The sequence below is a fragment of the Bradyrhizobium sp. AUGA SZCCT0182 genome (assembly GCF_018130185.1).
Lineage (GTDB): Bacteria > Pseudomonadota > Alphaproteobacteria > Rhizobiales > Xanthobacteraceae > Bradyrhizobium.
The window spans coordinates 26,939-39,206 of sequence record NZ_JAFCLY010000014.1; the positions used below are offsets into that span (position 1 = coordinate 26,939).

Sequence of the window (12,268 nt, forward strand, 5' to 3'; positions counted from 1 at the left end):
GGATCGGCTGATCCACAAGTCCAAAAACCTGTGTTGTTTGCGATACTTCCAACTGTTAGAACGCCGGGATTCAGGACATCGCCAATGGCTGCCGACAGACCCGTTTCCCGCAAATCTGACGCCGCGGCCGCACGTCCGTGGCGGGGCCTGATCGCGACCACGCTGGCACTGGCCGTCGGATGGGGCGGGATCGTCTACGCCGCCAACAACAGCGTGCAGGGCGCCAAGAAGGAAGCGGAGGGTGGCTTTGACGGCGACGCGCCGACCGCGATCCTGATCGAAGGCACCAGCGGCAGCGTGCTGTTCGAGAAGAATGCCGACGAGTTGCGGGCGCCGTCGAGCATGATGAAGCTGATGACGGCCGAGGTGGTGTTCAACGCCGTCAAGACCGGCAAGGTCAAATTGACCGACGAATACCGCATCAGCGAAAACGCCTGGCGCAAAGGCGGCGCGCCGGCGGGCGGCTCGACCATGTTTGCCATCCTCAACAGCAAGGTTTCGGTCGACGATCTCCTGAAGGGCGCGATCATCCAGAGCGGCAACGACTCCTGCATCGCGCTCGCCGAGGGGATGGCCGGAAACGAAAAGATCTTTGCCGCCGAATTCTTGACCAAGCGGGCGCGCGAGCTCGGCATGACCAGGTCGACCTTCGGCAATTCAAACGGGCTGCCCGATCCCGCCAACAAGATGACGGTGCGGGAACTGGCCAACCTCTCGCGTCATATCATCCTGACCTATCCGGACATGTACAAGCTGTTCGCGGAGAGGGAATTCATCTGGAACAAGATCCGGCAACAGAACCGCAATCCGCTGTTGAACTCGCTTAACGGTGCCGACGGGCTGAAGACCGGTTACACCAAGGACGGCGGCTACGGGATGGTCGGCTCCGCCGTCCAGAACGACATCCGGCTGATTGTCGTGATCAACGGGCTTGAAGACCCCGACGATCGCGCGTCGGAAGCCAAGAAAATGCTGGAATGGGGGTTCCGCAATTTCGAGGCGCGGACGCTGTTCGCGGCCAATCAACAGGTCGGATACGCCAAGGTGTTCGGCGGAGAAAGCCGATCGGTCAAGCTGGCGAGCCGCGAGCCGATCAAGGTGATGGTGCCGAAGAACGGTAGCGAAAAACTGATCGCGCGCCTGGTCTATAACGGCCCGGTGCGGGCGCCGGTCGCCGAGGGCCAGCCGGTCGGAGTGGTGCGGGTCTGGCGCGGCGGCAATGTCGCGATGGAGGCGCCGGTCTATGCTGCGGAGGCGGTCGCGACCGGTTCGACGATGCGCCGGGCGATCGACGGCGCCAGCGAGCTTGTCATCGGCATGTTCCGCGCGAGCGCAGAGAAGCTCTGATTATGGCCGAAGCAACGGTTAGCCGGCCTTCGGGACGCGGAAAGTTCATTTCGTTCGAAGGCGGCGAGGGCTCCGGAAAGTCCACGCAGATCAAGAAACTTGCCGATCGGCTTGCAACGGCAAAACTGCGCGCGATCGTCACCCGCGAGCCCGGCGGCTCGCCGGGCGCCGAAATCATCCGTCATCTCGTGCTGTCGGGCATGGGCAAATTGCTGGGGCCGGAGGCGGAAACGCTGCTGTTCGCCGCCGCCCGCGACGACCATGTGCGCACGGTGATTCAGCCCGCGCTCAGCCAGGGGATCTGGGTGCTGTGCGACCGGTTTTCGGATTCGACGCGTGCCTATCAGGGGCGGCTGGGACAGGTCTCGCCCGCCGTGCTCAACGCCATGCAGCGGGTCACCATCGGCGACCTCAAGCCGGACCTGACCATCATCCTCGATATCCCCGTTGAAGTCGGACTGAAGCGCGCCGCCGTCCGCCGCGGCACCGGCGCTCCCGACCGTTTCGAGGCGGAGGACGTCAAGTTCCATCAGGATCTGCGCGACGCTTACCAGCAGATCGCCGCCGAAGACCCGCAGCGCTGCGCGCTGATCGATGCCAATGCCGATACCGACACAGTCGCCACCCACGTCTGGAAGGCCTTGCGCGATCACCTGTTCGCTATTTCCTCGACGGCGAGTTCCGCATGAGCGCCCGCAAGGTCGAGCAGGAAACCACGGTCCGGCATCCCCGCGAAACGCCTGATCTGTTCGGGCATCGCGATGCCGAGACCGCGCTGCTCAACGCCTACCGCAGTGGCCGCATTCCGCATGCCTGGCTGATCGGCGGCGCGCAGGGCATCGGCAAGGCGACGCTGGCGTATCGCATGGCGCGGTTCGTGCTGACGCATCCCAACCCGCTGTCGCCAGTGGTGCAACGCGCGGACACGCTGGCTGTTGATCCCACCGATCCCGTTGCGCGGCAGGTTACCAATGGCGCCCATGGCGGGCTGCTGGTGCTGGAGCGCAGCCTGAACGACCGCGGCGTGATGCGCACCGTCATTACGGTCGACGAGACGCGCGAGACGATCTCGTTCTTCGGCTCGACCGCGGCAGTCGACGGCTGGCGGGTCTGCATCGTCGATACCGTCGACGAGCTCAATCCCAACGCGGCGAATGCGCTGCTCAAGATTCTCGAAGAGCCGCCGCAGCGATCACTGTTCCTGCTCGTCAGTCATTCGCCGGCGCGGGCGCTGCCGACCATCCTGTCCCGTTGCCGCAAATTGCCGTTGCGGCCGCTGGCGACCGAAGGCGTCATCCGCGCAGCCGCACAGGCTGCGAACATGATGGCCGATGATCCAGCGCTCGCGGAAGCCGCAGAGGCGGCGGAGGGGAGCGTCTCGCGCGCGGTCACGCTGCTCGGCGGCGATGCGCTCAAGCTGCAACAACGGACCGCGGCGCTGCTGGCGACCCTGCCGCATGTTGACCCGCGCGAATTGCATGCGCTGGGTGACGCTCTGGGCGGCAGCGACCGCGTGGCCCTTGCGGCCTTCGTCGACGGCATCGATCGCTGGATCGGCGAAAAGCTGCGCGCTGGTGACGCCAACGCCAACCTGCCGCGCCTTGCACGGCTGGCGGAGGTATGGGAAAAGATCATCCGCGCCGCGCGCGATACGGAATCGTACAATCTGGAACGAAAACCGCTGGTTTTCTCGGTGTTCGGGATGCTCGCGGAAGCCACGCGGTGACTCTCCGGCGGTGACTCTCCGTTCGATATTAATCCGGACAATCTGATTTGAACGCTTAAAGGAAATTCGTGGTGGCGAAGGCTAACAAGAAGACCTCCAAAAAGAAAAAGGCCAAGGCCCGCAAGTCTTCGCCTGCGCGCGCCACCAAAAAGGCCGGCGCCAAAAAACGCGTCGTGAAAAAAACGCGCAAGGCGCCGAAGAAGGCTGCCAAGAAGGCAGTGAAGAAGACGGTGAAGAAAGCCGTAAAGAAGTCGGTTGCGAAGAAGACCACCAAGAAGTCTTCGAAGATACTTTCGAAGAAACCAGCGAAGAAACCGGCGGCGAAGAAATCCGTTGCAGCCCCCAAAACGCCGAGTGCCGTCGGCAGGACCTCGTCAGCCGAAAAGAAGCCATCCGCACCGAAGCGCCCGAAGGCCGCCACGCCGCGCCCGGAGGCACCCGTTGCCGCAACGCCAGCGGTGGCGACGCCACGCAACAGTTACTTCGTCACGACGCCGATCTTCTATCCGAACGGCATACCGCACATCGGCCATGCCTACACCGCGATGGTCACCGACGCGATCGCCCGCTTTCAGCGGCTCGACGGGTTCGATGTCCGCTTTCTGACGGGAACCGACGAGCACGGGCTCAAGATGCAGCAAACCGCGGTTGCGGAGGGCCTCACGCCGCTCGCTCTTGCGGATCGCAACTCTGCGCGCTTCCGCGACATGATGACCGCGCTCAACATCTCATATGACGATTACATCCGCACCACCGAGCCGCGCCACGAACGGGCTTGCCAGGCACTCTGGCGCGCGATCGAGAACAACGGCGACATCTATCTCGGCAAATATGCCGGCTGGTATTCGGTGCGTCAGGAAGCCTATTTCGACGAAACGGAAACCACCGTTGACGCCGACGGTGTTCGCCGCGAGCCGCTAGGCTCGCCGGTCGAGTGGACCGAGGAGGAGACTTATTTCTTCCGCCTGTCGGCCTATCAGGACAAGCTGCTCGACCTCTATGCGCGCGTTCCCGACTTCGTGCTCCCCCGCGAGCGGCTGAACGAAGTCGCGAGTTTTGTCAGAGGTGGTTTGCAGGACCTGTCGGTCTCGCGGACGACGTTCGACTGGGGCATCAAGGTGCCGGGCTCCCCGTCGCATGTCATGTACGTCTGGTTGGATGCGTTGACGAATTATATCACGGCCGCCGGCTATCCGGATGTTGATGGCGCCGACTTCCAGCGTTACTGGCCGGCCAGTCTGCATGTCACCGGCAAGGATATCGTGCGCTTCCACGCCGTATACTGGCCCGCTTTCCTGATGTCGGCTGGCGTCGAGATTCCCCAACGGGTCTTCAGCCACGGCTTCCTGCTCAACCGCGGCGAGAAGATGTCGAAGTCTGTCGGCAACGTCGTCGATCCCTTCGCGATGGCGGCGCAATACGGCGTCGATCAGGTGCGCTATTTCTTTATGCGTGAAGTGTCGTTCGGTCAGGACGGCAGTTACAACCACGAGGCCATCGTCACTCGGACGAATGCGGACCTTGCCAACGATCTCGGCAATCTGGCGCAGCGTTCGCTGTCGATGATCGCAAAGCAACTCGGCGGCATCCTGCCGGAGCCCGGCGAGTTCAGCGACAACGACAAGGCGATCCTGGCGCAGGCCGATGCCATGCTGGAGGCGTCGCGCACGGCGATGGCGACGCAGCAGATCCATCAATGGCTGAGCGCGGTGTGGGCCGTGGTGGCGGAAGCCAACCGCTATTTCGCGGGCGAGGCGCCGTGGGCGCTGGCGAAGACCGATCCGGCGCGGCAGAAGACCGTGTTGTACGTGACCGCGGAAGTCGTGCGCCAGATCGCCATCCTGGCACAGCCGGTGATGCCGGAATCCTCCGGCAAGCTGCTCGACAGCCTCGGCATCCCAACGGACATCAAGTCGCGCAATTTTGCAGCGCTTTCCACGCGGATCGCCGCCGGCACCGCGTTGCCGGCGCCGGTCGGGGTGTTTCCGCGCTACGTCGAACCAAAGGCAGATTGATCGGTTCGAACGCCATGCTCGTCGACAGCCACTGTCATCTCGACTTTCCCGATTTCGCCGAGGATCTCGACGGCATCGTTGCGCGCGCCGAGAGCGCCGGAATCGGCCGCATCGTCACTATTTCGACGCGGGTGAGGCGGCTTGGCGGCTTGCTGCAAATCGCCGAGCGGTTTCCGAACGTCTATTGCTCGGTCGGCACCCACCCGCATCACGCCGATGAGGAAGACGGCATTCCGGCAGCCGAGCTGATCGAGCTGACGAAGCACCCGAAGGTGGTCGCACTGGGTGAGGCGGGGCTGGATAATTTCTACGACGACGGCTCGCCGGAGGCGCAGGAGCGCGGCTTTCGCGCCCACATTGCCGCCGCGCGCGCAACCGGCCTGCCGCTGGTCATTCACACCCGCGACGCCGATGAAGGTTGCGGTCGCATCCTCGAGGAGGAAATGGCCAAGGGACCGTTTCGTGCCGTGCTGCATTGCTACACTGGCGGACGCGAACTGGCGATGCAGGCGATCGCGCTGGGACTTTCGATCTCGTTCACGGGCATCCTGACGTTCAAGAAATCAGAAGCCTTGCGCGAACTCGCCGCCGACCTGCCGGCCGATCGCATCATGGTCGAAACCGACGCGCCGTATCTGGCGCCCGGCAAATTCCGTGGCAAACGCAACGAACCATCCTACGTGGTCGAGGTGGCCAAGGTGCTGGCGGAGGCGCGCGGGGTTTCGCTCGAGGAGATCTCGCGGCAGACCACCGAAAACTTCTTTCGCCTGTTCTCCAAGGTACCCGCGCCGAAAGCGGCCGCATGACGCTGACGCTGACAATCCTCGGCTGTGGTTCCTCCGCCGGCGTGCCGCGTCCGGCGCTCGGTTGGGGTGCCTGCGATCCCGACAACCCCAGGAATCGTCGCCGCCGTTGTTCGCTGCTGGTTGAGCGCACGGGCGCCCACGGCACCACGCGGATCGTGATCGACACTTCGCCCGACCTGCGCGAGCAATTGATCGACGCCAATGTCGACCATATCGACGCGGTGTTCCTGACGCATGAGCACGCCGACCAGACCCACGGCATCGACGATCTGCGCTCGGTCGTGCTGCACCAGCGCCGCCGCATTCCCGTCTACTTCAATCAGTCGACCGCGAAAGACATCATGGCGCGGTTCTCCTATTGCTTCATCTCGCCCGAGGGTAGCGATTACCCGCCAATCCTGACGCGTCATTCCATCGAAGCTGGCGAGAGCCACACCACGCAAGGGAAGGGCGGCCCGGTGGAGCTTTCCGCCTTCCTGGTTCACCACGGCAAGATTCCCGCGCTGGGATTTCGCATTGGGGATGCCGCCTACACACCCGACGTCCACGACATTCCCGAGGAGAGCTGGCCATTGCTCGAAAACCTCGAGCTCTGGATCATCGACGGGCTGCGCTATGCCGGGCATCCCAGCCATTTCAGCATCAACGACGCGCTGTCCTGGATCGGGCGCTTCAAGCCGCGCCGCGCCGTCATCACCAACATGCATTCCGACCTCGATTACGAGGTGCTGCGCCAGAGCCTGCCGGCTGACGTGATCCCGGCTTTTGACGGGATGCGGCTAACGCTGGAGCGGACCGGCTGAGGCTCCGGCAGCCCGGCGGAACTTCGTCGGCACGAACTGATTATCACCGGAGTTCCGCTTTCAGGAGAGCCGAGATGATCCGCCGCTTGTTGGCCGCACCGGTTCTGTGGGTCTCTCTGGTATTGCCGGCGGCCGGACTGGACGCCGCGTCGATCAACAATGCAGAATTTGAATCTGCAAAACCTCCGGCAGAAAGGAAAGTCGATCCTCTCGTCATTAAGGCCCAAGTCCTGCTGGATCGCGCGCGGTTTTCTCCGGGAGAAATCGACGGCAAGCTCGGCGAAAACGCGCAGAAGGCGTTAAAGGCCTTCGCCGAGGCGAAAGGCTTGAAGCCTGCTCAGGCGCTGACGCCAGAGGTATGGAAAGCGCTTGCGGGGACGAGCTCGGACGCTGTCGTTATCGAGTACAAGATTTCCAGCGGCGACATCAAGGGACCCTTCCTGGAAAAGCTGCCCGCCAGGATGGAAGATATGCGGCACCTCAAAGCTCTCGGCTACACCAGCCCGCGCGAAGCCATCGCCGAGAAATTTCACATGAGTGAAGGGCTGCTGGAAGCTCTCAACCCCAAGAAGAAGTTCGACCAGGTTAGTGAAATCGTTCTGGTCGCGGCCGTGCCTGGCAAGGACGCCAAATTGAAAGGTGACCGCATCGAGGTGGACAAATCAGGTCAGACGGTAAAGGTCTTCACCTCGTCCGGTGAGCTTGTCGGGTTTTTTCCAGCGACAGTGGGGAGTAAGGAAAAGCCGACACCCAGCGGCACGCTCAAGGTGGTGTCCGTCGATGCCAACCCGAATTATCGCTATAATCCCGACTACAAATTCAAGGGCGTTAAATCAAAAGAGGTGTTCACCATCAAACCCGGCCCGAATAATCCGGCGGGATCCTATTGGATCGGGTTGTCGGCCGAAGGATACGGCATCCACGGCACGTCCAACCCTTCGACGGTCAGCAAGTCTGAATCCAACGGTTGCGTTCGGCTGACCAATTGGGATGCCGGCTTGTTGGGCAGGAGCATCAAAAAGGGAACGCCGGTCGTGTTCGTCGAGCAGCCGCCGGCGAGCGGAAAGAGCTAGATCGTCCGCGCACGCTTCAAGCCGCGCCGCTTCTTGTCATCACCAACAGGATTATGAAGTGCTGCGCCAGCCTCTGCAGGCTGGCGTGATCCGGCCCATGACGGTTGACGCTGGAGCGGGTGGAGCAAACGGACTACGTTGGGAGAAAAGCAGGGTAGTTTAATGATCGGCCTGTTCTTCGAAGTTCAAACAAGGCCCGGGCGCCGGGACCAGTATCTCAATCTCGCCGCTTCACTGAAGCCCGAGCTTGAGGCCATGGGTGGCTGTCTTTTCATTGATCGCTTCAGGAGTTTGACACAGGAGAACCTGCTGCTGTCCTACCAGATATGGCAGGACGAGGGCGCCCTGACGGCCTGGCGGGCCCACGGCCACCATCACGAGGTCCAGACGGCCGGCCGCGAAAAGGTCTTTTCGGACTACCGCATTCGCGTCGCTCAGGTCATTCACGAAGAAAGGCCGGGACAACCTGTCTGGCAGGCGAAGAAGCGGACGCCCTACAACGATCCTTCGCGCCGGCCGCCGACCTATGTGCTGGCGGCGGAATCGCGAAGCGCCGAACTTCCAGTCGCAACCGATTGGCGCCGTGACGCGTTCACGAGCGTCTATCGCGAAGGACAGTATGCCCACCTGATCGACGTGCCGGACGAAGCGGGCGGTGCCGCATTCGGTGCGCGGCTATTTACCGATCCCACGACGGAGTATTTCCGCGTCTTCGAGGTCATGCGCGACTACGGCATGTACGAGCGAGCTGAGGCGCCGCAGTATTATCCACCGGTCAGGAGAGAGCAGGGGTAGGCTGTAGGGTGGACAAAGGCGCGTAAGCGCCGTGCCCACCATCGTTCGTCAGATTCGCGCAAGCGTGGTGGGCACGCTTCGCTTTTGCCCACCCTACAAACCTAGGCCGAAATCGCCTTCGCGGAATCCACCTGGTTGCGCAGCAGGAATTTTTGAATCTTCCCGGTCGACGTTTTCGGAATGACCCCGAACACCACGGCCTTCGGGGTCTTGAAGCCGGACATGTGGCCGCGGCAGAACGCGATGATGTCGGCTTCGGTTGCTTTCGCGCCGTCCTTCAGCTCGACGAAGGCGCAGGGCACTTCGCCCCATTTCGGATCCGGCTTGGCGACCACAGCCGCGAACAGCACGGCCGGGTGTTTGTAGAGGATGTCCTCGACCTCGACGGAGGAGATGTTTTCGCCGCCGGAAATGATGATGTCCTTGGAGCGGTCCTTGATGATGACGTAGCCGCTCGCATCGAGCACGCCGAGATCGCCGGTGTGAAACCAGCCGCCGGCAAACGCTTCGCTCGTCGCCTTCTCGTTCTTCAGATAGCCCTTCATCACGATGTTGCCGCGGAACATCACCTCGCCGATGGTCTCGCCGTCGCGCGGCACTTCGCGCATGGTTTCGGGATCGAGCACCGTGACGCCTTCCTGCAGCGGGTAGGGCACGCCCTGCCGGCGCTTGAGCTGCGCGCGCTGATCGGCCGGCAGTTCGTCCCAGCCCGGTTGCTCGGCGCAGACCGACGCCGGGCCATAGACCTCGGTCAGGCCGTAGACATGCGTCAGCTTGATGCCGATGCTCTCGGCGCCTTCGAGCACGGCAACAGGAGGCGCTGCGCCTGCAATCAACCCGACCACGGGCCGCGCCTTGGCGCCCTTCGGGGCGTCCGGCGCATTGATCAGCGTGTTGTAGACGATCGGCGCGCCGCACATGTGGGTGACGCGGTGTTTGGGGATCAGTTCGAAAATCTTCGACGGATCCACCTTACGCAGGCAGACATTGATGCCGGCGGAGGCCGCGACCGTCCACGGAAAGCACCAGCCGTTGCAGTGAAACATCGGCAGCGTCCAGAGATAGACCGGATGCTGGCCGAGATTGCCCGCCAGGATGTTGCTGACGGCGTTGAGGTAGGCGCCGCGGTGATGCGTCACGACGCCCTTCGGGTTGCCCGTGGTGCCCGACGTATAGCTCAGCGCGATCGCGTCCCATTCATCGCCGGGCAGTCGTGCCACAAAACCAGCATCGCCCTGCGCCGCCGCCGCTTCATATTCGAGTTCGCCGATCCGCTTGCCGCCGGCAAATGCCGCATCGTCGACGTCGATGACATAAGGTTTGGGTCCCTTCATCAGCGTCAGCGCTTCCGCGATCACGCCGGAAAATTCCGGATCGACCAGGATGATTTTGGCGCCGCCATGATCGAGCTGAAACGCAATCGAGGGCGCGTCGAGCCGGATGTTGAGTGCATTCAGCACCGCGCCCGCCATCGGCACCGCGAAGTGCAATTCGTTCATCGCGGGAATATTCGGCAGCATCGCCGCCACCGTATCGCCATGGCCGATGCCGCGACCGGCGAGGTATGAGGCAAAGCGCCGACAGCGCTCATGGGTCTCCGACCAGGTGAAGACGCGGCCTTCGTAGACGGTGCTGACGGCATCGGGATAGACAGCCGCGCTGCGGGCGAGGAAGCTCAGCGGCGTCAGCGGCACGTAATTCGCCGGCGTCTTGTCCAATCCGATGCTGTATTGACCTTGGTCTGGAGTTTGGGCTGCGCTCATCGGCTTTGTCCCGTCAGTAAAATTGAACCTACAAGAACCCGATCGAAATCCACGGAAAGATCGCCACAATAATGAGTCCGACCATCAGCGCCAGCAGATAGCCCCAGATCGGCCTGATCCCTTCGGCCGGATCGACGCGTCCGATGGCGCAGGCGGCATAATAGCCCACTCCGAACGGCGGCGCGAATAGCCCGATACCCATCGCCAGAATAACGATCATGGCATAGTGAACCTCGTGCACCCCGACCGCACGCGCGATCGGAAACAACAGCGGCCCGAACAGCACGATCGCCGGGATGCCCTCGAGCACGCTGCCGAGGATAACGAAGGCCACGATCGACACCGCGATGAAGGTCGCCGAACCGCCGGGCAGGCCGGTCATGGCCGCCGCCAGCGTCCGCGAGAAGCCGGACTGGGTCAGGCCCCAGGCCATTCCGGTGGCGCAACCGATGATCAGCAGGATGGCGCCCGACAGGCACGCGGTCTCGACCAACATCGGCATGATCCGCCGCCAGTCGAAATTGCGGTAGATCAACAGCCCGTAGATCAGGTAGCCAACGACGAAGGCGTAGACGATCCCGATGGTGGAGACCTCGGTCGCGGTCGCGATGCCCTCGACCACGGCGTAGCGGATTACAAAAGGCAGCGCCACGGCGGGCAGGGCGATGATGAACGCACGGACGATCTCGCCGCCGCTGGCCCTGGCGACATGTGTCAGGTCCTCGTCGCGGTAGCGCCACCACACCAGCGCCGACAGGGTGATCGCCAGCACCACGCCCGGCAGCAGGCCGCCGGTGAACAGCGCCGCAATCGATACGCCGGTGACCGAGCCGATCGTGATCAGCACCAGACTGGGCGGGATGGTTTCGGTCTGGGCGCCGGTGGCCGAGAGCAGGGCGACCAGATCGCCCGGCTTGGCGCCCCGCGCCTTCATTTCCGGAAACAGCACCGGGGCAACGGCAGCCATGTCGGCGGCCTTGGAGCCGGAGATGCCCGAAACCAGATACATCGCGCCGACCAGCACGTAATGCAGCCCGCCCCGGACATGCCCCAGCAGGCTCGCCAGGAACGCCACCATGGCGCGCGCCATGCCGGTCATCTCGATCAGCAACCCCAGAAACACGAACAGCGGCACCGACAGCAGGATGAGGTGGCTCATGCCCTCGTCCATGCGGCCGACCAGCACCATCAGTGGCGTATTGGTCGTCAGCGCGAGATAGCCATAGGTCGCCAGCCCAAAGCCGAACGCAATGGGAACGCCCGCGAACACGCAGAAGCCGGCCACGCCGACGAAGAAGATGATCAGGTTGAGATTGCCCAGCGGCTTTAGCGAGCCCTTCAGCAGCCAGAAGGCCGCGATGACAAGCGCAACGGACAGGATGGCCGCGCATACGGTACGGACGTTGCCCGCCCGCATCAGCCGCAGCAACGCAAACAGCGCCATCAGAGCGATGCCGACCGGTAGCGCCGCCGCCCGCCAGATATTGGTGACCTGCAGTGCCGGCGTGGTGATGTAACTTTCCTCGTAGGCATATTCAAAGGCCGGCCAGGCGATCATCAGAAGGAACGCCAGCGCGGCCGAAGTCGCTACCACATCGAGATAGGCGCGCAGCGCAGGCTTGGCGCTCGCGACCACTGCCGTCATCCGCATGTGCTCGGCTCGCCGGAACGCCACGGCAGCCCCCAGCATCGCCAGCCACAGGAACAGCATCGAGGCCAGTTCGTCCGACCAGATCAACGGCCGGTGCATCCCGTAGCGCGCCACCACGCCCGCGAACAGGATGACGATCTCGGCGACGACCAGGAGCGCTGCCGGGATCTCAACCAGCATCCCAAGGAAGTTTTCAGTGGACGCGAGCAGGGAACGGCGGCGAGGGGGCTCTGCCACCTCGCCGGTCACGTTCTCGGTCAGTTCGGCATGAGCCATCGCAGCGCCCTGC

At 63.1% G+C, this 12,268-nt stretch carries 11 protein-coding genes; 8 read left to right on the plus strand and 3 right to left on the minus strand.

Going from position 1 to position 12,268, the window contains the following annotated elements; genetic code table 11:
* The first annotated feature begins 84 nt into the window (after nt 1–84).
* The 3 genes from JQ611_RS16690 to JQ611_RS16700 are packed head-to-tail and all read left to right on the plus strand — an operon-like array spanning nt 85 to nt 3,073.
* Nucleotides 85–1,347 (plus strand): D-alanyl-D-alanine carboxypeptidase family protein, encoded by a 1,263-nt coding sequence (locus JQ611_RS16690; RefSeq protein WP_212466031.1) that lies wholly within the window; start codon nt 85–87, stop codon nt 1,345–1,347.
* 2 nt (nt 1,348–1,349) lie between these two features.
* Nucleotides 1,350–2,036 carry a dTMP kinase gene (gene tmk / locus JQ611_RS16695; RefSeq protein WP_212264627.1) on the plus strand — a complete coding sequence of 229 codons (687 nt, stop codon included), beginning with the start codon at nt 1,350–1,352 and terminating at the stop codon, nt 2,034–2,036.
* Nucleotides 2,033–3,073, plus strand: coding sequence for a DNA polymerase III subunit delta' (locus tag JQ611_RS16700; RefSeq protein WP_212466032.1), 1,041 nt, complete (start codon nt 2,033–2,035; stop codon nt 3,071–3,073). The genes tmk and JQ611_RS16700 overlap by 4 nt, the downstream gene beginning before the upstream one ends.
* Before the next feature lie 55 nt (nt 3,074–3,128).
* Here the strand turns inward: JQ611_RS16700 and JQ611_RS42720 are convergent, their stop codons facing one another.
* Nucleotides 3,129–3,548 carry a hypothetical protein gene (locus JQ611_RS42720; protein WP_312012021.1) on the minus strand — a complete coding sequence of 140 codons (420 nt, stop codon included), beginning with the start codon at nt 3,546–3,548 and terminating at the stop codon, nt 3,129–3,131.
* Between JQ611_RS42720 and metG the strand changes: the two genes are divergently transcribed.
* From metG to JQ611_RS16725, 5 genes are all read left to right on the plus strand, one after another.
* Nucleotides 3,532–5,088: a methionine--tRNA ligase gene (metG, locus tag JQ611_RS16705; RefSeq protein WP_312012022.1), complete on the plus strand. Its 1,557-nt coding sequence runs from the start codon at nt 3,532–3,534 to the stop codon at nt 5,086–5,088. The genes JQ611_RS42720 and metG overlap by 17 nt on opposite strands.
* 14 nt (nt 5,089–5,102) lie before the next feature.
* Nucleotides 5,103–5,894: a TatD family hydrolase gene (locus JQ611_RS16710; protein WP_212466034.1), complete on the plus strand. Its 792-nt coding sequence runs from the start codon at nt 5,103–5,105 to the stop codon at nt 5,892–5,894.
* Nucleotides 5,891–6,697: an MBL fold metallo-hydrolase gene (locus JQ611_RS16715; RefSeq protein ID WP_212466035.1), complete on the plus strand. Its 807-nt coding sequence runs from the start codon at nt 5,891–5,893 to the stop codon at nt 6,695–6,697. The genes JQ611_RS16710 and JQ611_RS16715 overlap by 4 nt, the downstream gene beginning before the upstream one ends.
* Nucleotides 6,698–6,771: 74 nt before the next feature.
* Nucleotides 6,772–7,770 (plus strand): L,D-transpeptidase, encoded by a 999-nt coding sequence (locus JQ611_RS16720; protein ID WP_212264635.1) that lies wholly within the window; start codon nt 6,772–6,774, stop codon nt 7,768–7,770.
* 162 nt (nt 7,771–7,932) lie between these two features.
* Complete coding sequence (locus JQ611_RS16725) at nt 7,933–8,565, plus strand: antibiotic biosynthesis monooxygenase (RefSeq protein ID WP_212264637.1); 633 nt, start codon at nt 7,933–7,935, stop codon at nt 8,563–8,565.
* Nucleotides 8,566–8,666: 101 nt separating this feature from the next.
* On the opposite strand, the gene JQ611_RS16730 is transcribed toward JQ611_RS16725, so the two are convergent.
* A complete protein-coding gene (locus JQ611_RS16730) occupies nt 8,667–10,328 on the minus strand; it encodes an acyl-CoA synthetase (protein ID WP_212466036.1) in 1,662 nt (553 codons plus the stop codon).
* A gap of 28 nt (nt 10,329–10,356) precedes the next feature.
* The gene (locus JQ611_RS16735; RefSeq protein ID WP_212264640.1) at nt 10,357–12,255 is read right to left on the minus strand and encodes a TRAP transporter large permease subunit; all 1,899 of its coding nucleotides are present in this window, start codon (nt 12,253–12,255) and stop codon (nt 10,357–10,359) included.
* Between the last annotated feature and the right edge of the window lie 13 nt (nt 12,256–12,268).

What these genes read in the sequence shown, in the direction of transcription:
- JQ611_RS16730 (WP_212466036.1), bottom strand. Translation starts at nt 10,328, where the DNA reads ATGAGCGCAGCCCAAACTCCAGACCAAGGTCAATACAGCATCGGATTG.
- JQ611_RS16715 (WP_212466035.1), top strand. Translation starts at nt 5,891, where the DNA reads ATGACGCTGACGCTGACAATCCTCGGCTGTGGTTCCTCCGCCGGCGTG.
- JQ611_RS16725 (WP_212264637.1), top strand. Translation starts at nt 7,933, where the DNA reads ATGATCGGCCTGTTCTTCGAAGTTCAAACAAGGCCCGGGCGCCGGGAC.
- tmk (WP_212264627.1), top strand. Translation starts at nt 1,350, where the DNA reads ATGGCCGAAGCAACGGTTAGCCGGCCTTCGGGACGCGGAAAGTTCATT.
- JQ611_RS16690 (WP_212466031.1), top strand. Translation starts at nt 85, where the DNA reads ATGGCTGCCGACAGACCCGTTTCCCGCAAATCTGACGCCGCGGCCGCA.
- JQ611_RS16735 (WP_212264640.1), bottom strand. Translation starts at nt 12,255, where the DNA reads ATGGCTCATGCCGAACTGACCGAGAACGTGACCGGCGAGGTGGCAGAG.
- JQ611_RS16720 (WP_212264635.1), top strand. Translation starts at nt 6,772, where the DNA reads ATGATCCGCCGCTTGTTGGCCGCACCGGTTCTGTGGGTCTCTCTGGTA.
- JQ611_RS16710 (WP_212466034.1), top strand. Translation starts at nt 5,103, where the DNA reads ATGCTCGTCGACAGCCACTGTCATCTCGACTTTCCCGATTTCGCCGAG.
- JQ611_RS16700 (WP_212466032.1), top strand. Translation starts at nt 2,033, where the DNA reads ATGAGCGCCCGCAAGGTCGAGCAGGAAACCACGGTCCGGCATCCCCGC.